This window comes from Streptomyces sp. NPDC093984 (genome assembly GCF_044764595.1).
Taxonomy (GTDB): domain Bacteria; phylum Actinomycetota; class Actinomycetes; order Streptomycetales; family Streptomycetaceae; genus Streptomyces; species Streptomyces cynarae.
The window spans coordinates 152,325-171,954 of record NZ_JBIWIM010000002.1; the positions used below are offsets into that span (position 1 = coordinate 152,325).

Below are 19,630 nucleotides of genomic sequence, written 5' to 3' on the forward strand. Positions count from 1 at the left end.
TCCGCACGATGACGAAGAAGTCCGTCACCGAGCAGTACCCCGACGCCCAGCCCGCGCTCCCGCCCCGCAGCCGCGGCGTCATCGGCCTGTTCGAGGAGAACTGCACGGTCTGCATGCTGTGCGCCCGCGAGTGCCCGGACTGGTGCATCTACATCGACTCCCACAAGGAGACGGTCCCGCCCGCCGCCCCCGGCGGCCGTGAACGCAGCCGTAACGTCCTGGACCGCTTCGCCATCGACTTCTCCCTCTGCATGTACTGCGGTATCTGCATCGAGGTCTGCCCCTTCGACGCACTGTTCTGGTCCCCGGAGTTCGAGTACGCCGAGACCGACATCCGCGACCTCACCCACGAGCGCGACAAGCTCCGCGAGTGGATGTGGACCGTGCCGGCCCCGCCCGCCCTCGACCCGGGCGCCGAGGAGCCGAAGGAGATCGCAGCAGCCCGCAAGACCGCCGAGAAGCTGGCCGCCGCGCAGGCCGAGCCCGCAGACCACGCAGAGCCCGCCGAGCCACAGGGAGGAGAGTCGTGAACACCCCCTCCGCCGCGTTGACCACCGCCGCCGCGGCCTCGCACGGCTTCCTGTCCCCGACCGGCGTCGAGATCGCCTTCCTCCTCGTCGGTCTGGTCACCTTCGGCGCCGCCCTGGTCACCGTCACCACCCGGCAGCTGGTGCACGCCGCCCTGTGGCTCGTGGTCACCCTCGGGGGGCTCGCCGTCGAGTACCTCCTGCTCACCGCCGAGTTCATCGCCTGGGTGCAGGTCCTCATCTACGTCGGTTCCGTCGTCGTCCTCCTTCTTTTCGGTCTGATGCTCACCAAGGCGCCCATCGGCCGCTCCCCGGACGCCGACTCCGGCAACCGCTGGGCCGCCCTCACCGTGGCCGTCGCCGCCGCGGCCGCCCTGGTGTGGGTGGTCGTCGACGCCTTCCGCACGACCTGGATCGACCTCGGGGGCGCCGCCTCCGGCTCCACCAAGGTCACCGGCGCGAGCCTCTTCCAGAACTGGGTCCTCCCCTTCGAGGCCCTCTCCGTCCTCCTCCTCGCCGCACTGGTCGGCGCGATCGTCCTGTCCCGCAAGGCGAAGGCGGACGCGGCCACCACCGCGAACGCCCCCGCCACCCCGGACACCCGGAGCGAGAAGGAAGGCGTCCGCTGATGCACCTCGCCTATCCCGCCGTGCTCTCCGCCCTCCTGTTCTGCACGGGCCTGTACGGCGTCCTCGCCCGCCGCAACGCGATCCTCGTCCTGATGTCGGTCGAGCTGATGCTCAACGCCGTCAACCTCAACCTCGTCGCCTTCGACGTCTGGCTGAGCCGTGCCGCCCGCGAGACCCTGCACTCCGGACAGGCCCTGACCCTGTTCACCATCGCCATCGCCGCCGCCGAGATCGGCATCGGCCTCGCGATCGTCCTCGCCGTGTACCGCAACCGCGGCACCTCGGACATCGACCGGCTCCGCGACACCGCCGAGGGCCACGACGGCGAGACCCCTGCGGCTGAGAAGGCTGAGGCCACCGCGTGACCACGACCACCCTCGCCGTCCTCGTACCCCTCCTTCCGTTCCTCGGCGCCGCGGCAGGCCTGCTCCTCGGCCGCACGGTCCCCGGATTCGTCCGCCCGCTCGCCGTCCTGCCGACCCTCGCCTCGCTCGTCCTCGCCGTGCTGGTGGCCGCCCGCCAAGGCGGAGGCCGGGCCCTCGATGCCGCCACCGAGCTCACCCCCACCGGCTCGGTCCCGATCGAACTCGCCCTGCACATCGACGGCTTCGCCGCCCTCGTCGCCGTCCTGGTCGGCACCGTCGCCACCTGCGTGCAGCTCTACTCGACGGGCTACCTGCGCGACGACCCGCGCTACCCCTCCTACGCCGCTCTCGTCTCCCTGTTCACCTCCGCGATGTTCCTCGTCGTCTACTCGGGCGACCTGATCGTGCTGCTGGTCGGCTGGGAAGTCATGGGCATCTGCTCCTACTTCCTCGTCGGCCACTACTGGGAGACCCCGGAGGCCCGCGCCGCCTCCCTCAAGGCGTTCCTGGTCACCAAGCTCGGCGACGTCCCCTTCCTGATCGGCCTGTTCGCGCTCGGCACCGATGCCGGCTCCTTCCGCATCACCCACGTCCTCGGCGCCGTCGCGAGCGGCGGACTGCACCACCCGACCGTGGTCGCCCTGCTGCTCCTGGCCGGCGTGGCGGGCAAGTCGGCGCAGTTCCCGCTGCACACCTGGCTCCCCGACGCGATGGCGGGCCCGACGCCCGTCTCCGCGCTGATCCACGCGGCGACGATGGTCGCCGCCGGTGTCTACTTCGTCGCCCGCCTCCTCCCGGTCTTCCAGGCCTCCTCGGCCGCCATGGTCGTCCTCGCCGTGACGGCCGCCGTCACCATGGCCGGCTCGGCGCTCGCCGCGCTCGCCCAGGACGACATCAAGCGGGTCCTCGCCTACTCGACGATCGGCCAGCTCGGCTACATGACCGGCGCCCTCGCCGTCGGCGACCGCGGTGCCGCCGTCTTCCACCTCCTGTCCCACGGTGCCTTCAAGGCGCTGCTGTTCCTCGCCGCCGGCGTGATCATCCACGCCGCCGGAACCAACTCGCTGGCCGCCATGTCGCGCATGAGGGACCTGCGCGACCGCATCCCCGACGCCTTCTGGACGATGACCGTGGCGCTCCTCGCGCTCGCCGCGATCCCCCCGTTCTCCGGCTTCTTCTCCAAGGAGTCCGTCCTGGGCGCCGCCGAGCACGTCGCCACCGGCCACACCGACCACGCCCCCGGCGCCGCAGGCTGGATCGTCCTCGTCACCGGCCTGGTCACGGCCCTCCTCACCGCCGCGTACGCGACCCGGCTGTGGCTGCTCGCCTTCCGCGGTCACGGAGCCAAGGCCCCCGACCACGGAAAGCAGCCGCTGGTCATGAACGCCGTGCTGTGGGTGCTCGCCGCCCCGTCGATCGCGTTCGGCCTCACCTACCGTGTCCTGCCCGACTGGTTCGACGGACGCTCCCTGACGCCGACGCTCACCACCTCCGTCCTCGGCACGGGCCTCGCCCTGGTCGGCGCACTCGTGACCTACGGCGCCTGGCGGCACACCACCGCACTCGCGGCCCGCGTCCCGCTGGGTGCCGTCGCGGCTCACCCCGAGGCGGACGCCGGCCTGGTCGAGGCCGAGGCGATCGCAAGCCACGTGCCCGCCTACGGCGACATCGCCTACGCGCCCGACCCGGCGGACCCGGGACGCCTCCTGCTCGGCCCGCTGCACCGCCACGCGGCCGAGGGCTTCCACCTGGACGCCGTGTACGACTGGCTCTTCGTCCGCCCGGTCAGGGCCGGAGCGAGCCTCGTGCAGTTCCTGGACCGGGAGGTCGTCGAGACCTACGTACGCGGCGCGGGCGCCGTGCCCCGCCTGCTCGGGGCCGCCGTGCGGCGCGCCCAGACCGGCAACGTGCAGACCTATGTGAGCGCGCTGCTCGCCGGCACCGTCGTCCTGGCGGTGGCCGCCCTCCTCGTCGCCACGGGAGCGTGAGCCGGCGTGATCGATATCAGCGAGTCCGTGATGCAGTTCCTTCTGGCATTCGTCGTCGTCGCGCCGCTCCTCGGCGCGCTCGCCGCCCTCCTCCCGGCCCCGCCCGGACTGAAGGGGAAGTCGCCCGGGCAGGCCGTGCTGCGGCACGGCGTGACCGTCACCGGTGCCGTGCTCATCGCCGCGATCGCCCTCGCGCTCGGCTTCGACCACGACCACCCCTCGACGATGCAGGCCAGCACCGACATCAGCTGGATCCCCGCACTCGACGTGCGGATCCACCTCGGCATCGACGGCATCTCCCTCCCCCTTCTGGTGCTGACCGCGCTGCTGACCTTCCTCTGCGCGCTCTACTCGTACTTCAAGATGCCTTCGGGCCCGTCCCCGAAGGCCTTCGTCGCCCTGCTGCTCGTCCTCGAGTCCGGCACCCTCGCTACCTTCGCCGTCCTCGACCTGCTGCTGTTCTTCCTCGCGTTCGAGATGGTCCTCATCCCGATGTACTTCCTCATCGCCCGCTGGGGCGGCGAGGGCCGGACCCGGGCCGCGTGGCGGTTCATCCTCTTCACGCTGCTCGGCTCCGTCGTCATGCTGCTCGGCCTGCTCCTGATCGGACTCAAGGCGGGCACGTTCGACATGGTGGCACTCGCCACTGACAACGGCCGGTCGCTCACCACATCCGTGCAGGTCATCGCCGTTCTGGCGGTCGGGATCGGGCTCGCGGTCAAGGCACCGATGTGGCCGCTGCACAGCTGGCTGCCCGACGCCCACACCGCGGCGCCGACCGTCGGCTCGGTCCTGCTGGCCGGCGTCCTGCTGAAGATGGGCACGTACGGGTTCGTACGCATCCTCCTGCCGGTGGCGCCCCACGGCTTCCACACCTTCGCGCCGTACCTCGCCGCCTTCGCCGTCGTCGGGATCATCTACGGATCCCTCGCCTGCCTCGCCCTCGCCAGACGAGGCGCGAAGGGCGACCTCAAGCGGCTCATCGCCTACTCCTCCGTCGGCCACATGGGTTTCGTACTGCTCGGCATCGCGACGACCACCCCGACCGGCGTCAACGGCGCGCTGTTCGCCAACATCGCCCACGGCCTCATCACCGGCCTGCTGTTCTTCCTCGTCGGCGCGCTGAAGGACCGCACCGGCACCACCGACCTGGACACCCTCGCCGAGGAAACGGGCGCCGCCCTCTACGGCAAGGCACCCCGCCTCGGCGGCCTGCTGGCCTTCGGCGCCGTCGCCTCGCTGGGCCTGCCGGGCCTCGCCGGGTTCTGGGGCGAGATGCTCGCGATGTTCGGCGCGTTCAAGCCCGCCGCCGGCCTCAGCCGCCCCGCCTTCCTCACCTTCATGGCGATCGCCGCGTTCGGCACGCTGCTCACCGCCGCGTACATGCTCATCGTGGTACGGCGCGTGTGCATGGGAGCCGTGCCCCAGGAGACGCCCAAGCTCGCCGACGTCCACACGTACGAATTCGCGGCCTGGACGCCGCTCGTCGTCCTCACCGTCCTCGCCGGCCTGTGGCCGAGGGCACTCCTCGGCCTGACCGACCCGGCCGTGCAGCAGCTCCTCGCAGGAGGCACCCGATGAGCTCCCTCGTCCAGTCCGTCGACTGGCTGGCGATCGCACCGCCCACCATCGCGGCGGCCGTCGGACTCCTCGTCCTCGTCGCCGACCTCTTCCTCGACGAGCGGCGCAAGGCCCTCCTCGGCTGGGCGTCCATCGCCGGACTGGCCGCCGCGATCGTCATGCTGCTGCCCCTCCTGGACGGCGACCGCGCCACCTTCTGCCTGACCGGCAGCCCGCAGGTGTGCAGTTACACGGCGGACCGTTTCACCCTCGTCATCCAGTTCCTCGTCCTCGGCGGCGCCCTCCTCGCGGCCCTGCTGTCGGTCACCGCGCTGAAGGACGCCAGGAAGGACGTCCCCGAAGGCGAGTTCTGGTTCCTGCTGCTGTCCTCCGCCGCCGGTGCCGCCCTGCTGCCCGCCTCCCGCGACCTGGCCACCCTCATCGTCGCCCTGGAGGTCGCCTCCCTGCCCGCGTTCGCCCTCGTAGGCATCCGGCACGGCGACAGGAAATCCTCCGAAGCCGCCCTGAAGTTCTTCCTGTCGTCCGTCACCGCGACCGCGGTCAGCCTCATGGGCGTCAGCTTCGTGTACGCCTCCACCGGCACCCTGTACCTCACCCAGGTCGCCGACCGGATCCAGCACGTGAACGGACAACTCCACACGCTCACCCAGACAGGCGTCGTCCTCACCCTCGTCGGCTTCGCCTTCAAGACGGCCGCCGTTCCGTTCCACTTCTGGGTGCCCGACACCTATGTGGGCGCGCCCCTCCCGGTCGCCGCCTACCTGTCCGTCGTCGGCAAGGCGGTCGGCTTCTCCGGCCTGATCCTCGTCACCGTCGTAGCCCTCCCGTCCTACTCCGACGCCTGGGGCCCGGCACTGGCCGCGCTGGCCGCCCTCACCATGACCGTCGGCAACGTCGGCGCCCTGCGGCAGCAGGCACCGCGCGCGTACAGCGCGGTACGCCTGCTCGCCTGGTCCTCCGTCGGCCAGGCCGGCTACCTCCTGGTACCGATCGCGGCAGCCGCCTACTCCAAGGACGCCCAGAAAGCGATCGGCTCCACCGTGGCGTACGCCCTCATGTACGCCGCGGTGAACCTCGGCGCCTTCGCCGTGGCCGCCCTCGTGGGCCGTACCAGGGCCCTGAACCGCATCACCGACTACCGCGGCCTCCACGCCTCGAACCCCCTCGCCGCGCTGCTCCTGGCGTTCTTCCTGCTGTGCCTGGCAGGCCTGCCGCCCGGCATCATCGGCCTCTTCGCGAAGGTCACCGTCTTCTCCGCGGCCGTCGACGCCGGGCTCGGCTGGCTCGCCGTGGTCATGGCGGTCAACGTGGTGATCGCGCTCTTCTACTACCTCCAGTGGACGGCCCTGCTCTTCCGCGCCCCCGAGGGGGAGCCGGAGAAGCACCGTGTCCCGGCCCCGCTCACGGCCGCCCTCACCCTGACGGCCGTGCTGGGCGTCGCCCTGTCGGGAGCCCCCCAGTTGGTGCTCCGCTTCTCGGCCACCGCGCTCTTCTGACCCGCGCTGTTCCGACCCGCGCACGCACGCGCGCGGGCACCCGGCATCCGGCACACGCGCGTACCGGATGCCGCCGCCTCACCCGTACGGCCCACGGACTCCGGAGCCCGCACCCAGGGAACTCGCGCCGCCCGCCTGGCGTTGACCAGAGCGGGAATGTCCACTGAGAAGTGGAGTCGACAAGCAGTTCGCAGACAAAGGGTTCCCCTGCCGCACCACTTGGAGGGCGTACCGTGCACCGCCGGCACAACGGGCTCAGGACCGCAGTACTCCTCGGGGGACTGTCCGCACTCATCATCGCCATCGGCAGCTTCTTCGGGCGTACGGGCCTGATCGTCGCACTCCTCGTCGCCATCGGCACGAACGCGTACGCGTACTGGAACAGCGACAAACTGGCTCTGCGCGCGATGCGCGCCCGCCCGGTGAGCGAGTTCGAGGCCCCCGCGCTGTACCGCATGGTCCGCGAGCTGTCCAACCAGGCCCGCCAGCCCATGCCCCGCCTCTACATCTCGCCGACGGAAGCGCCGAACGCCTTCGCGACCGGCCGCAACCCCCGCAACGCGGCCGTGTGCTGCACCGAGGGCATCCTCCGGCTCCTCGACGAGCGCGAGCTGCGGGGCGTCATCGGACACGAACTCAGCCACGTATACAACCGCGACATCCTCATCTCCTCGGTCGCCGGCGCCCTCGCCTCGGTGATCATGTTCCTGGTGAACTTCGCCTGGCTGATCCCGGTCGGCCGCTCGGACGACGACGACGGCCCGGGCCTGCTCGGCTTCCTGCTGATCATGCTCCTGGGCCCGCTCGCCGCATCCCTCATCCAACTCGCCATCAGCCGCTCCCGTGAGTACGAGGCGGACGCGTCCGGCGCCCAGCTCACCGGCGACCCCCTGGCCCTCGCGAGCGCCCTGCGCAAGCTGGAGACGGGCACAAAGCAGTTGCCGCTCCCGTCCGAGCCGCGGATCGAGACGGCGAGCCACATGATGATCGCCAACCCCTTCCGTCCCGGCCAGGGGCTGTCCAAGATGTTCTCCACCCACCCGCCGATGGCGGAGCGCATCGCCCGGCTCGAGCAGATGGCAGGTCGCCACCGGTGAAGACAATCCTGAACGTCATCTGGCTCGTGCTGAGCGGCTTCTGGCTGTTCCTCGGCTACCTGTTCGCGGGCGCGCTGCTCTGCGTGACGATCATCGGCATCCCCTTCGGTATCGCTGCCTTCCGTATCGGCCTCTACGCGCTGTGGCCCTTCGGCTATACGACGATCGAGCGCCGGGACGCGGGCGCGCCGTCCTGCGTCGGCAACGTCCTGTGGCTGGTCCTGGCCGGCTGGTGGCTGGCCCTCGCCCACATCGTCACGGGCATCGCCCTGTGCGTGACGATCATCGGCATCCCGTTCGGCATCGCGAACTTCAAGCTGATCCCGGTTTCGCTGCTGCCACTGGGCCGCGAAATCGTGCCGACGGACCAGCCTTTCGCGACCCGCTGACGGACGCGCGGGCAGCAGGGCCGACTCCGGATCGCCCGCCTGCGGCCCAGGCCGGTGGCTACCACCGCCCGGCCGCCCGCAGCCCGGTCCGGTGACTACCGCCCGGCCACCGCCCGCAGCCCGGGCCGGTGACTACCGCCCGGGCACCCACCGCAGCCCGGGCCAGTGGCTACCGCCCGGCCACCCACCGCCGTACGGCGTACGCCACCACGCCCAGGCCCAGGACACCCGCACCCACGCCCACGGACACCCCGGGCAGCGCGAAGGCCAGCGTGACGCAGCCGAGGAGCCCGACCGCCGGTACGACGCGCGAAGCCGGCGCCGAACTCAGGTTCCACGCGGACGCGTTGGCGATCCCGTAGTAGGCCAGCACCCCGAAGGAGGAGAATCCGATCGCGCCCCGCACGTCCACCGTCGCGGCGAGCGCGGCCACCACGGCACCCACGGCCAGCTCGGCCCGGTGCGGCACCTGGAACCGCGGGTGCACGGCGGCCAGGACGCCCGGCAGATGCCGGTCGCGGGCCATGGCCAGCGTGGTCCGGGAGACGCCCAGGATGAGCGCCAGCAGCGAGCCCAGTGCGGCCACCGCCGCACCCACCCGCACCACCGGCACGAGACCGGGCACGCCCGCCGCCCGCACCGCCTCGGTCAGCGGCGCCGCGGTGCGCCCCAGCCCGTCGGCACCCAGCACGGAAAGCGCAGCGACAGCCACCGCCGCGTACACCACCAGCGTGATGCCCAGCGCCAGCGGGATCGCGCGCGGGATGGTGCGAGCCGGGTCCCGCACCTCCTCGCCGAGGGTCGCGATCCGCGCGTACCCCGCGAACGCGAAGAACAGCAGCCCCGCCGCCTGCAGCACCCCGCCGGCCCCGCCGAATCCGCCCGCGTCCAGTCGTGAGGCGTCGGCCGCACCGGATCCGAGACAGACGACGACCACGGATGTGAGGACGGCCAGCACCACCGCCACGATCAGGCGCGTCAGCAGGGCCGACTTCTGCATGCCGCCGTAGTTCACGGCGGTCAGTGCCACCACGGCCGCCACCGCCACCGCGTGCGCCTGCCCCGGCCAGACGTACGCGCCCACGGTCAGGGCCATCGCCGCGCAGGAAGCCGTCTTGCCGACGACGAACGACCAGCCCGCCAGATAGCCCCAGAACGCCCCGAGCCGCTCGCGCCCGTACACGTACGTGCCGCCCGAGGCGGGATACAGGGCGGCCAGCCGTGCCGAGGAGGTCGCGTTGCAGTAGGCGACCACGGCGGCGACCGCCAGCCCCACCAGCAGCCCCGATCCGGCGGCACGCGCCGCGGGGGCCAGGGCTGCGAAGATCCCCGCCCCCACCATCGATCCGAGCCCGATGACGACGGCGTCCCCGACCCCGAGGGTCCGTCGCAGCCCCGTGGCGCCGGACGTCTGTGCCCTGGACTGTGTCATGAACCGAACCCTACTGAGCCGTGCAACCGGCGGCCGCCGCGGAGGCGTCCTCCCCGACAACGACGCGCCACGAACTCGAGAACGAGCGCGTGACCAGCAGAATCACACACCGTCGACGCATGACACAGCCTGGCCGGAGCAGGAACACAGCACAGGCACAGCGCGGAAGGGCAGGTTCACGGCATGGGCATTGTCAGCTGGATCATTCTGGGGCTGTTGGCAGGCGCCATCGCCAAGTTCCTGCTGCCGGGCAAGGACCCCGGTGGCTTCATCGGCACGACCCTCATCGGCATCGCGGGTGCCTTCATCGGCGGCTGGATCTCCGCCCGCTGGCTGCACCACCCGATCACCAAGCAGTTCTACGACGGCGCCACCTGGGCGGCCGCGATCGGCGGCTCGCTCGTGCTGCTGATCATCTACCGCGTCCTGTTCGGCGACTCCCGTCGCTGAACGCGCCACCGAAGCCGCAGCCAGCAGCACAGAAGGGTGGGCACCCCGCGCTCCGGGGTGCCCACCCTGCGTCGTGGAAGGGGCCCTACCGGTAGTTCACGAACTGCAGGGCGAAGTCGAAGTCCTTGCCCTTGAGCAGCGCGATCACGGCCTGGAGGTCGTCCCGGCTCTTGGAGGTGACGCGCAGTTCGTCGCCCTGCACCTGGGCCTTGACGCCCTTGGGACCCTCATCGCGGATGATCTTCGCCACCTTCTTCGCGTTCTCCTGGGTGATGCCCTCCTGGATCGACGCGAAGATCTTGTACTCCTTGCCGGAGAGCTGCGGCTCACCGGCCTCCAGCGACTTCAGCGAGATGCCGCGCTTGACCAGCTTGGTCTCGAAGACGTCGAGGACGGCCTTCACCCGGTCCTCGGAGTTGGCCTGCATCAGGATCTTGTCGCCGGACCAGGCGATCGAGGCGCCGACGTTCTTGAAGTCGTAGCGCTGGGAGATCTCCTTGGCGGCCTGGTTGAGGGCGTTGTCGACCTCCTGCCGCTCGACCTTCGAGACGATGTCGAAACTGGAGTCGGCCATGTCCTGTGGCTCCTTGTATCGGGATGGAACGGGCTGCGTATCGGCGTGCGGGAGCGCGGCCGCCCGGCCCGGTGTCGACCGGGCCGCATCCGCATAAGCCTAGCCACCCCCTCCCCTCGAGGTCGCCGATCTATCGGGTGGCGAAGCACCCCTCCGCATCAGGTATCGTTTACGTCGTTGCCAGGGAGCACCGCCGAAAAGGCGGCCTCCAGGGCGGCAATCCCGGCGGTGTGCCCGAGCGGCCAAAGGGAGCAGACTGTAAATCTGCCGGCTCAGCCTTCCCAGGTTCGAATCCTGGCGCCGCCACACGGAGCAAAGGGCCCGTGACCTGCGAGAAAGCAGGCCACGGGCCCTTTGTCATGTGCCCCGCGATCAAGTGTCCCGCGATCAGTCGGCGGTCGGCGGTCGGCGGTCGGCCGTCGGTCGGCCGTCGGTCGTCAGCCGGCCGTCGGTCGTTCACAGCGGCCGTGGTGGGGTCCACGGTGTCGACGCCACAGGTCGTGTCCCTGACGGACACCCGTCGTTTCGCCTTCCCGCCGAGCCGGCTCTCGTACGCTGAATCCATGTCGTCGCCCCGCAGGACCTGCCCCGAGTGCCGTCGGGACATCGCCGTAGTCGCGGGGCGGTACGCGCGCCACGATCCGCCGGGGGCGCGCGGCAGCGGCGCGCTCGTCTCGTGTCCCGGGTCCCGTCGGCTCGCGCAGGCCGACGCCGCGCAGCCCACCCTCGACGGGTACGCCGTGCCGGAGTTCCCCGGTCAGCTTCCGCTTTTCTGAGGCCGGTCTCCGGGCCCGCCTTCCGTACCCGTCTGCCGACCGACGTTCCGTCAGGGCTGCCGGACGTCCATCCGGCTCACCAGGCCCTCCGCGTCGAAGCGGTACACATGCTCGACCGTGTCCGCCGCCCACTCGTCGCCCGTCTCCGTGCGTCTACCGGGCCGGACCGTGGCGACGACCGCCTCGCCGTCGTCGTCCGGGCGCAGGCCCTCCAGGCGTACCAGCGGGTGGCCGGAGGCGAACTGGCGTGCCCAGTACGCGCGTACCTCCTCGTGGCCGTGCAGTCGTACGCCGTCCAGGACGTTCGGCCAGTCGACGTCCGGGGACAGACAGTGCGGGACCAACGCGTCCCGTTCGTCGGTGGCGAACACCTCGTACATCCGAGTCAGCAACGCCGCCCGCGACGGCGCAATCCCCTCCGGCATCCCCGGCCCGCTCAGTTTCCGGCCACCGACTTCACCGCGACGGACACCGGGGTCGATCCGCTGATCAACTCGAGCGTCAGACCGGCCGTCGCCGGGGTGTCGACGAGTTCCGCCAGGACCGCCGCGACGTCGTCGCGCGGGATCGCGCCGCGTCCCGTGTGCGCCTCCAGACGGACCAGGCCCTTGCCGGCGTCGTCCGTCAGGGAGCCGGGGCGCAGGATCGTCCAGTCCAGGGACTTGTGGGCGCGTACGTAGGCGTCGGCCTCACCCTTGGCGCGCAGGTACACGTCGAAGACCTCGTCGCCCGGGTGTTCGGGGTCGGCGCCCATCGACGACACGACGACGAACCGGCGCACGCCCGCCCGTTCCGCCGCGTCCGCGAACAGGATCGCCGCGTCCCGGTCCACCGTGTGCTTGCGGTGCGCGCCGCTGCCCGGGCCGGCACCCGCCGCGAAGACGGCCGCGTCGGCTCCCCGCAGGTGTGCGGCGACCTCCTCCGCCGACGCCGACTCCAGGTCGCACACGATCGGCTCGGCGCCCGCCTCCCGCAGATCGTCGGCCTGTTCCGCCCGGCGGATGACCCCCGCGACCTCGTCACCGCGCGCGGCGAGCAGCCGCTCCAGCCGCAGCGCGATCTGACCATGACCTCCAGCGATGACAATGCGCATGTTTCCGACCGTACGCCCCGACAGGGCCTTTTGCCCCACGACTCCCACGACTTCACGCACAGCGGAGCGCGCCTTCCCGCCACGCACAACGACCGCACGTCAGGGCCGAGTTGTCCCCCCGGCCGTCACGACGGCTCCGCCCGGCCCTGCCGCGGCAGCTCCAGCGCCACCGCGGCCGAGTCGCAGTACTCCCGCACCGCGCTCGTACGAGCCACCAGGCGCCCCCGGTGGATCACCACCCGGCTGTAGGCCAGCGACAGCGCGCCGGCCAGCCCGTCGGCGCGCACCGCGAGTAGTTCCGCCGGGAAACCCGCCTCCACGCGCACCTCCGGCAGCCCGAGCGCCGCCCGCGCCGCCGCGCTCACCATGTCGTACGCGTCCTCGGCGGGCAGTCCGTACCGCGACGCCAGCAGGTAGGCCGCCTCCAGCGGGTCTCCGCGCCCCACCGGGTTCGCCGGGTCCCTCAGTGCCCCGCTGCCCGCCGCGACCCGCACCCCGGCCGACCGCAGCAGGCGCACCGGAGCCGTGCCGCGCCGGCCGACGCCGCCGCAGCCACCCTGCGGCAGGCACACCACGGTGACCTGGGCGGCGGCGAGCCGGTCTGCGAGGCGGGCGGCCGTCCCCGCCGGGAGGCGCCCGAGGCCGCCGCACGGTCCGAGGGTCACCCCGGGCCGCAGACCGCCCGCCATCGCCGCGAGCCGGGACAGCCGCACCGGATCGCGGGCGTCCGTGTGCAGGTCGACCGGGCAGCCGAACTCCGAGGCGATCTGCAGGACCGCCTCCACGTACCCGGTGGGATCGGGGTCCGCGTCCGGGCAGCCGCCCACCACGGTCGCGCCCATCTTCACCGCGTCCCGCAGCATCGCGAGCCCGTCCGCACCGGCGCCCCCGGTCAGCCTCCCCGGCATCGCCACCGCCGTCAGCTCGGCGAGCCCGCGCAGCGAGCGCCGCGCCCGCAGCACGGCGGCCAGTGCGTCCAGCCCCGGTCCGTCACCGATGCGGACGTGGGAGCGCAGGGCCGTCGCGCCGTGACCGAGTTGCAGCAGCGCGGCCTCGGTGGCGCGGCGCTGGACCTCCTCCGGATGGACCTCCTCCGGATGGGGCGGCTCCGGTCCGTCGCCGCCCGAACCCCGCGTGTCGCCCGTGCCGTCGGCGGACAGGGCCGTGTCGCAGTGGGCGTGCGGTTCGACGGGGGCCGGCAGGAGCAGATAGCCGCGCAGGTCGACGCGGGCGCCGACGGCCCCGGTCGCCAGGCTGCCGGGCGTGCCGACGGCCTCGATACGACCGCCACCGAGCCGTACGTCCACCGTCCGGCCGTCGGTGAGCCGGGCCCCGCACAGCAGCAGGGTGGCCGAGTCGGCGGGTACCGACGGCGAGGGCGGGAAACGGGGCGGCTGCGGTCGGCTGTCGGGCATCGCGCTCCTGTGGTTCACGGCACCAAGGCAAGATCACGCAGGGTGAGTCGAGCCTAGAGTTGCGACCCGGCCGGGCCGGGGAGGAGCGCAATAGTCGTACCGGGGGTGTGGTGCGTGGGGGCACGGGGAACAGGACGGACGGGGCGCCTCGAAACGGATTTGGGCGAACGGCAGGCGACCGTGTAATGTCTTCATCGCTCGCCCCAATAGCTCAGTCGGCAGAGCGTCTCCATGGTAAGGAGAAGGTCTACGGTTCGATTCCGTATTGGGGCTCTGATGGGAGAGGTTCCCGCCGCGAGGCGGGGCCCGATCGCATCGCAGCGGTGTAGCTCAGTCGGTAGAGCAAGCGGCTCATAATCGCTGTGTCACCGGTTCAAGTCCGGTCACCGCTACTCACAGTAGCCGATTGCGGGGTCGGTCCTTCGATCGGCTACTCTTTCTTGCGTTAATTTCGTCTACCTGTTCGTCAAGGAGCACTCACGTGGCTGCCACCGACGTCCGCCCGAAGATCACGCTGGCCTGCGTGGAGTGCAAGGAGCGGAACTACATCACCAAGAAGAACCGGCGCAACAACCCGGATCGTCTTGAAATGAAGAAGCACTGCCCGCGTTGCAACGCGCACACCGCGCACCGCGAGACGCGCTGATCCAGACTCACCAGCGAGGCCGTCCCCTACAACAGGGGGCGGCCTCGTGTCGTTTCGGTCCGTGCCGCGCACGTTCGCTGTCGGATGCGACGATGTGGGCGGTCCGCCGGCCCGGACCGTCCACGGACCGGGCGGCTCGTCCAGCGCGGTCAACCACAGCACACACCAGGAGGTGCCGAGCCCATGGCGCTCGACCAGTCCTTCGTGGGGCGGTCCTACCCGCCCACCGACCCCTATGAGGTCGGCCGGGAGAAGATCCGTGAGTTCGCGGAGGCGATCGGAGACGCCAACCCGGCCTATACGGACCCGGAGGCCGCCAAAGCGCTCGGTCACCCCGATGTGATCGCCCCGCCGACGTTCGTGTTCGCGATCACGTTCAAGGCCGCGGGCCAGGTCGTCGAGGACCCGCAGCTCGGCCTGGACTACAGCAGGGTGGTGCACGGCGACCAGAGGTTCGTCTACACACGCCCGGTCCGCGCCGGTGACCTGCTCAGCGTCACCTCGACCATCGAGTCGATCAAGAGCCTGGCCGGCAACGACGTCCTGGACATCCGCGGCGAGGTCCACGACGAGGTCGGCGAGCACGTGGTGACCGCCTGGACCAAGCTCGTGGCCAGGGCGCCGGAAGAGGGGGAGTGACCCGGATGACCGCCAAGATCGCGTACGACACCGTCGAGGTCGGCACCGAACTGCCGGCCCAGACCTTCCCCGTGACCCGCGCCACCCTCGTGCGGTACGCGGGCGCCTCCGGGGACTTCAACCCGATCCACTGGAACGAGAAGTTCGCCAAGGAGGTCGGCCTGCCGGACGTCATCGCGCACGGCATGTTCACCATGGCCGAGGCGATCCGTGTGGTGACCGACTGGGTGGGCGACCCCGGCGCGGTCGTCGAGTACGGCGTCCGCTTCACCAGGCCCGTCGTCGTCCCCAACGACGACCAGGGCGCCCTCGTCGAGGTCAGCGGCAAGGTCGCGGCCAAGCTCGACGACAACACGGTCCGCGTCGACCTCACGGCGACCAGCGGCGGCCAGAAGGTGCTGGGCATGTCGCGAGCGGTCGTACGGCTGGCCTGACCCGCGGTCGGAGGATTCGGTAAGGGGCGCTCGCCATTGCGGGCGCCCCTTACGTGGTGCCGGGGCCGTCGGTGCCGTCTCGTAGTCTTGGCGCGTGCAGGAACTCCACGACGCCCCGCTCGCCCCGCTGACCACCTTCCGGCTGGGCGGCCCCGCGCACCGCCTGATCACCGCCACCACCGACGCCGAGGTGATCGAAGCCGTCCGCGAGGCCGACGACTCCGGTACGCCGCTGCTGCTGATCGGCGGCGGATCGAACCTGGTCATCGGCGACAAGGGCTTCGACGGCACCGCCCTGCGCATCGCGACGAAGGGCTTCTCCCTCGACGGCACGAAGCTGGAGCTGGCCGCGGGCGAGGTGTGGAGCGACGCCGTCGCCCGCACGGTCGAGGCCGGGCTCGCCGGTATCGAGTGCCTCGCCGGAATCCCGGGCTCCGCGGGCGCGACCCCGATCCAGAACGTCGGGGCGTACGGCCAGGAGGTCTCCTCCACGATCACCGAGGTGATCGCCTACGACCGCACGACCCGCGAGACGGTCACGATCCCGAACGCCGAGTGCGCGTTCTCGTACCGCCACAGCCGCTTCAAGGCCGACCCCGACCGGCATGTCGTCCTGCGCGTCCGCTTCGCGCTTGAGGACGCGGACGGACTGTCCGCGCCCATCCGGTACGCCGAGACCGCCCGCGCCCTCGGCGTGGAGCCCGGCGACCGTGTGCCGCTGGCCGACGCCCGCGAGACCGTGCTGAAGCTGCGTTCGGGGAAGGGCATGGTCCTGGACCCGGAGGACCACGACACCTGGTCGGCGGGCTCCTTCTTCACCAACCCGATCCTCACGGACGAGGACTTCGCCGCGTTCCGCACCCGCGTGAAGGAGCGGCTGGGCGAGGACGCGGAGCCGCCCGCGTACCCGGCGGGGGAGGGGCACACCAAGACGTCGGCGGCCTGGCTGATCGACAAGGCGGGCTTCACCAAGGGGTACGGCACCGGGCCCGCCCGTATCTCCACCAAGCACACCCTGGCCCTCACCAACCGGGGCGGCGCCACCACCGAGGACCTGCTCGCGCTGGCCCGCGAGGTCGTGGCGGGGGTACGCGAGGCCTTCGGGATCACGCTGGTGAACGAGCCGGTGACGGTCGGCGTGCGTCTCTGAGCCGACCGGTCGGCCCGATAGGCCGTAGTGGGACGACGGGGTAGCCCGATGACGGTGTTCGCCTCCGCCGCCCCTATCCTTCCCGCCCCGGGGGCTGCCGCTCCCGAGTCCCCTTCGGGGGCTGCCGCCCAGGAGTCCCCTTCGGGGGCTGCTGCCCCGAGTCCCCTCCAGGGGCTGCCGCTCCTGGACCCCCTGGCGGGAGCTGCCGCTCTGAACCCCTGGCGGGGCTGCCACCCCGAATCCCCCGGGGCTGCCGCCCCCACCCGCCCTCTCAGGCCCCGGACGAGCCGGGTTCGCTCAGCCAGTCGTCGATGCCGGCCAGCAGTTTCGCCTTCACGGTCTCCGGGGCCGCCGAACCCCGTACCGACTGGCGGGCCAGTTCCGCCAGTTCCTCGTCCGTGAAGGCGTGGTGGCGGCGGGCCAGCTCGTACTGGGCCGCCAGGCGGGAGCCGAAGAGCAGGGGGTCGTCGGCGCCCAGGGCCATCGGGACGCCCGCCTCGTACAGCGTTCGCAGCGGGACGTCCTCCGGCTTCTCGTAGACCCCGAGGGCCACGTTCGACGCCGGGCACACCTCGCAGGTCACGCCCCGGTCGGCGAGACGCCGGAGCAGGCGCGGGTCCTCCGCGGCCCGTACGCCGTGGCCCACACGGTTCGCGTGCAGGTCGTCCAGGCAGTCGCGCACCGAGGCCGGGCCCGTCAGCTCGCCCCCGTGCGGGGCCGACAGCAGGCCGCCGTCGCGGGCGATGGCGAAGGCGCGGTCGAAGTCCCGGGCCAGGCCCCGCCGCTCGTCGTTCGACAGGCCGAAGCCGACCACGCCCCGGTCGCTGTAGCGGACCGCCAGGCGGGCCAGTGTGCGGGCGTCCAGAGGGTGCTTCATGCGGTTCGCGGCGACCAGGACCCGCATGCCGAGGCCCGTCTCCCGCATGGCCGTCTCCACCGCGTCCAGGATGACCTCCAGCGCCGGGATCAGGCCGCCCAGACGCGGCGCGTACGACGTCGGATCGACCTGGATCTCCAGCCAGCCCGAGCCGTCCTTGATGTCCTCCTCCGCGGCCTCGCGCACCAGCCGCTGGATGTCCTCGGGTTCCCGCAGGCACGAGCGCGCCGCGTCGTACAGCCGCTGGAAGCGGAACCAGCCCCGCTCGTCCGTCGCCCGCAGTCTCGGCGGTTCCCCGCTGGTCAGGGCTTCGGTGAGCGCCTCGGGCAGGCGCACGCCGTACTTGTCGGCCAGTTCCAGCAGGGTGGCGGGCCGCATCGACCCGGTGAAGTGCAGGTGCAGATGGGCCTTCGGCAGCCGAGAGAGATCACGCTCAGCAGCATCACGTACGTGCTCCATTCCAGGATCCTGCCGTACGCCCCCGCCGCCCCGGTAGCGCTTTCCCCGAACGTGGTCTTGCTCGCACACGCGAACGGGCCGCCTCCCCGAAGGGAAACGGCCCGCACACGCGCGTGAAGGGCGCCGGGACGTCAGTCCCGCGCCTCCGCCAGCAGCTTCTGGATCCGGCTCACGCCCTCGACCAGGTCCTCGTCCCCGAGCGCGTACGACAGCCGCAGGTAGCCCGGCGTGCCGAACGCCTCGCCCGGGACCACCGCGACCTCGGCCTCCTCCAGGATCAGCGCGGCCAGCTCCACGGTGTCCTTCGGGCGCTTGCCGCGGATCTCCTTGCCGACCAGAGCCTTCACCGACGGGTACGCGTAGAAGGCGCCCTCCGGCTCCGGGCACACCACGCCGTCGATCTCGTTCAGCATCCGCACGATGGTCTTGCGGCGCCGGTCGAAGGCCTCGCGCATCTTCGCGACCGCGTCCAGGTCGCCCGACACGGCGGCCAGCGCGGCCACCTGGGAGACGTTCGCCACGTTCGACGTGGCGTGCGACTGCAGGTTCGTCGCCGCCTTCACGACGTCCTTCGGGCCGATGATCCAGCCGACCCGCCAGCCCGTCATGGCGTACGTCTTCGCCACGCCGTTGACCACGATGCACTTGTCGCGCAGCTCCGGCAGGAGCGCGGGCAGCGACACGCGGGCCGCGTCGCCGTAGACCAGGTGCTCGTAGATCTCGTCCGTCAGCACCCACAGGCCGTGCTCGACGGCCCAGCGGCCGATCGCCTCGGTCTCGGCCTCGGTGTAGACCGCGCCGGTCGGGTTGGAGGGGGAGACGAACAGGACGACCTTCGTCTTCTCGGTGCGGGCCGCCTCCAGCTGCTCGACGGAGACGCGGTAGCCGGTCGTCTCGTCCGCGACGACCTCCACCGGGACACCGCCGGCCAGCCGGATCGACTCCGGGTACGTCGTCCAGTACGGCGCCGGGACGATCACCTCGTCGCCCGGGTCGAGGATCGCGGCGAAGGCCTCGTAGATGGCCTGCTTGCCGCCGTTGGTGACGAGGATCTGCGAGGGGTCCACCTCGTAGCCGGAGTCGCGCAGCGTCTTCGCGGCGATCGCGGCCTTCAGCTCGGGCAGGCCGCCGGCCGGCGTGTAGCGGTGGTACTTCGGGTTCTTGCAGGCCTCGACGGCCGCTTCGACGATGTAGTCCGGCGTCGGGAAGTCGGGCTCACCGGCGCCGAAGCCGATCACCGGGCGCCCGGCGGCCTTGAGGGCCTTCGCCTTGGCGTCCACGGCGAGGGTGGCGGACTCGGAGATCGCCCCGATCCGGGCGGAGACCCGGCGCTCGGTGGGAGGGGTTGCAGCGCTCATGAGGCCCATGGTTTCAGACAGGAAACGCGCCCGGCACGCGGGTTTCACAGACTGAACAGGAACGGATCGACGGCTGAACAACTGTCCGGATTCGCGCCCCGGACCGGCCGATCTTCCACGGGCAAGACACCTACGGGCGCTTTCTGTTCGACGCCCGGCCGTGGAACACGTACACTCTCACCTCGTTGGCCTTCAGCGGTCGCGATCGGCGGTGCACACCGAGCACCCGGCCGGATGCGGTACGTTGGGGTACAC

General features: G+C 71.5%; 21 protein-coding genes and 3 tRNA genes. 17 read left to right on the forward strand and 7 right to left on the reverse strand.

Annotated elements, in window-relative coordinates; genetic code table 11:
- Positions 1-8: 8 nt before the first annotated feature.
- The 8 genes from ACIRC0_RS08485 to ACIRC0_RS08520 all read left to right on the forward strand — a co-directional run bounded on the left by ACIRC0_RS08485 (position 9) and on the right by ACIRC0_RS08520 (position 8,072).
- A complete protein-coding gene (locus ACIRC0_RS08485; RefSeq protein ID WP_366024255.1) occupies positions 9-530 on the forward strand; it encodes a 4Fe-4S binding protein in 522 nt (173 codons plus the stop codon).
- A complete protein-coding gene (locus ACIRC0_RS08490) occupies positions 527-1,156 on the forward strand; it encodes an NADH-quinone oxidoreductase subunit J (protein WP_403613119.1) in 630 nt (209 codons plus the stop codon). The genes ACIRC0_RS08485 and ACIRC0_RS08490 overlap by 4 nt, the downstream gene beginning before the upstream one ends.
- Positions 1,156-1,521 carry an NADH-quinone oxidoreductase subunit NuoK gene (gene nuoK, locus ACIRC0_RS08495; protein WP_103841236.1) on the forward strand — a complete coding sequence of 122 codons (366 nt, stop codon included), beginning with the start codon at positions 1,156-1,158 and terminating at the stop codon, positions 1,519-1,521. Before ACIRC0_RS08490 ends, nuoK begins: the two co-directional genes overlap by 1 nt.
- On the forward strand, positions 1,518-3,509 hold the full coding sequence (locus ACIRC0_RS08500; protein ID WP_403613121.1) for an NADH-quinone oxidoreductase subunit L: 1,992 nt from the start codon (positions 1,518-1,520) through the stop codon (positions 3,507-3,509). Before nuoK ends, ACIRC0_RS08500 begins: the two co-directional genes overlap by 4 nt.
- A gap of 6 nt (positions 3,510-3,515) precedes the next feature.
- Positions 3,516-5,090 (forward strand): NADH-quinone oxidoreductase subunit M, encoded by a 1,575-nt coding sequence (locus tag ACIRC0_RS08505; protein WP_403613124.1) that lies wholly within the window; start codon positions 3,516-3,518, stop codon positions 5,088-5,090.
- Positions 5,087-6,586 (forward strand): NADH-quinone oxidoreductase subunit N, encoded by a 1,500-nt coding sequence (locus ACIRC0_RS08510; RefSeq protein ID WP_403613127.1) that lies wholly within the window; start codon positions 5,087-5,089, stop codon positions 6,584-6,586. The genes ACIRC0_RS08505 and ACIRC0_RS08510 overlap by 4 nt, the downstream gene beginning before the upstream one ends.
- Positions 6,587-6,819: 233 nt before the next feature.
- Positions 6,820-7,683 (forward strand): zinc metalloprotease HtpX, encoded by an 864-nt coding sequence (htpX, locus tag ACIRC0_RS08515; protein WP_403613129.1) that lies wholly within the window; start codon positions 6,820-6,822, stop codon positions 7,681-7,683.
- Positions 7,680-8,072 carry a YccF domain-containing protein gene (locus ACIRC0_RS08520; RefSeq protein ID WP_403613131.1) on the forward strand — a complete coding sequence of 131 codons (393 nt, stop codon included), beginning with the start codon at positions 7,680-7,682 and terminating at the stop codon, positions 8,070-8,072. The genes htpX and ACIRC0_RS08520 overlap by 4 nt, the downstream gene beginning before the upstream one ends.
- Before the next feature lie 169 nt (positions 8,073-8,241).
- On the opposite strand, the gene ACIRC0_RS08525 is transcribed toward ACIRC0_RS08520, so the two are convergent.
- Positions 8,242-9,504 carry an APC family permease gene (locus ACIRC0_RS08525; protein ID WP_403613133.1) on the reverse strand — a complete coding sequence of 421 codons (1,263 nt, stop codon included), beginning with the start codon at positions 9,502-9,504 and terminating at the stop codon, positions 8,242-8,244.
- 183 nt (positions 9,505-9,687) lie between these two features.
- On the opposite strand from ACIRC0_RS08525, the gene ACIRC0_RS08530 reads away from it, so the two are divergent.
- Positions 9,688-9,954, forward strand: a complete 267-nt coding sequence (locus tag ACIRC0_RS08530; protein ID WP_366024125.1) for a GlsB/YeaQ/YmgE family stress response membrane protein — start codon at positions 9,688-9,690, stop codon at positions 9,952-9,954.
- Positions 9,955-10,039: 85 nt separating this feature from the next.
- On the opposite strand, the gene ACIRC0_RS08535 is transcribed toward ACIRC0_RS08530, so the two are convergent.
- Positions 10,040-10,528 carry a YajQ family cyclic di-GMP-binding protein gene (locus tag ACIRC0_RS08535; protein ID WP_403613136.1) on the reverse strand — a complete coding sequence of 163 codons (489 nt, stop codon included), beginning with the start codon at positions 10,526-10,528 and terminating at the stop codon, positions 10,040-10,042.
- A 224-nt stretch (positions 10,529-10,752) separates the two neighbouring features.
- On the opposite strand from ACIRC0_RS08535, the gene ACIRC0_RS08540 reads away from it, so the two are divergent.
- A tRNA-Tyr gene (locus ACIRC0_RS08540) sits at positions 10,753-10,834 on the forward strand.
- Between the two features lie 257 nt (positions 10,835-11,091).
- Complete coding sequence (locus ACIRC0_RS08545; RefSeq protein WP_403613139.1) at positions 11,092-11,304, forward strand: hypothetical protein; 213 nt, start codon at positions 11,092-11,094, stop codon at positions 11,302-11,304.
- A gap of 50 nt (positions 11,305-11,354) precedes the next feature.
- On the opposite strand, the gene ACIRC0_RS08550 is transcribed toward ACIRC0_RS08545, so the two are convergent.
- From ACIRC0_RS08550 to ACIRC0_RS08560, 3 genes are all read right to left on the reverse strand, one after another.
- Positions 11,355-11,729 carry a nuclear transport factor 2 family protein gene (locus tag ACIRC0_RS08550; protein ID WP_403613142.1) on the reverse strand — a complete coding sequence of 125 codons (375 nt, stop codon included), beginning with the start codon at positions 11,727-11,729 and terminating at the stop codon, positions 11,355-11,357.
- 11 nt (positions 11,730-11,740) lie between these two features.
- Positions 11,741-12,397, reverse strand: a complete 657-nt coding sequence (locus ACIRC0_RS08555) for an SDR family oxidoreductase (RefSeq protein WP_403613145.1) — start codon at positions 12,395-12,397, stop codon at positions 11,741-11,743.
- Between the two features lie 125 nt (positions 12,398-12,522).
- Positions 12,523-13,812, reverse strand: a complete 1,290-nt coding sequence (locus tag ACIRC0_RS08560) for an amidohydrolase family protein (RefSeq protein WP_403613147.1) — start codon at positions 13,810-13,812, stop codon at positions 12,523-12,525.
- Between the two features lie 200 nt (positions 13,813-14,012).
- Here ACIRC0_RS08560 and ACIRC0_RS08565 point away from each other — a divergent pair.
- From ACIRC0_RS08565 to ACIRC0_RS08590, 6 genes are all read left to right on the forward strand, one after another.
- Positions 14,013-14,085: transfer RNA gene (locus ACIRC0_RS08565), tRNA-Thr, on the forward strand.
- A 46-nt stretch (positions 14,086-14,131) separates the two neighbouring features.
- Positions 14,132-14,204: transfer RNA gene (locus tag ACIRC0_RS08570), tRNA-Met, on the forward strand.
- Positions 14,205-14,293: 89 nt separating this feature from the next.
- On the forward strand, positions 14,294-14,458 hold the full coding sequence (rpmG, locus tag ACIRC0_RS08575; protein WP_003948671.1) for a 50S ribosomal protein L33: 165 nt from the start codon (positions 14,294-14,296) through the stop codon (positions 14,456-14,458).
- A 183-nt stretch (positions 14,459-14,641) separates the two neighbouring features.
- The gene (locus ACIRC0_RS08580) at positions 14,642-15,097 is read left to right on the forward strand and encodes a MaoC family dehydratase N-terminal domain-containing protein (protein ID WP_403613149.1); all 456 of its coding nucleotides are present in this window, start codon (positions 14,642-14,644) and stop codon (positions 15,095-15,097) included.
- A 5-nt stretch (positions 15,098-15,102) separates the two neighbouring features.
- Positions 15,103-15,531, forward strand: a complete 429-nt coding sequence (locus ACIRC0_RS08585) for a MaoC family dehydratase (protein WP_403613152.1) — start codon at positions 15,103-15,105, stop codon at positions 15,529-15,531.
- 94 nt (positions 15,532-15,625) lie between these two features.
- Positions 15,626-16,681 carry a UDP-N-acetylmuramate dehydrogenase gene (locus ACIRC0_RS08590; protein WP_403613154.1) on the forward strand — a complete coding sequence of 352 codons (1,056 nt, stop codon included), beginning with the start codon at positions 15,626-15,628 and terminating at the stop codon, positions 16,679-16,681.
- Between the two features lie 271 nt (positions 16,682-16,952).
- Here the strand turns inward: ACIRC0_RS08590 and ACIRC0_RS08595 are convergent, their stop codons facing one another.
- Together ACIRC0_RS08595 and ACIRC0_RS08600 are read right to left on the reverse strand one after the other, a co-directional pair.
- Positions 16,953-18,017 carry an adenosine deaminase gene (locus ACIRC0_RS08595; protein ID WP_403613156.1) on the reverse strand — a complete coding sequence of 355 codons (1,065 nt, stop codon included), beginning with the start codon at positions 18,015-18,017 and terminating at the stop codon, positions 16,953-16,955.
- Between the two features lie 131 nt (positions 18,018-18,148).
- Entirely contained in the window at positions 18,149-19,375 is a 1,227-nt protein-coding gene (locus tag ACIRC0_RS08600) for a pyridoxal phosphate-dependent aminotransferase (RefSeq protein ID WP_403613158.1), read from the reverse strand.
- Positions 19,376-19,630 lie beyond the last annotated feature (255 nt).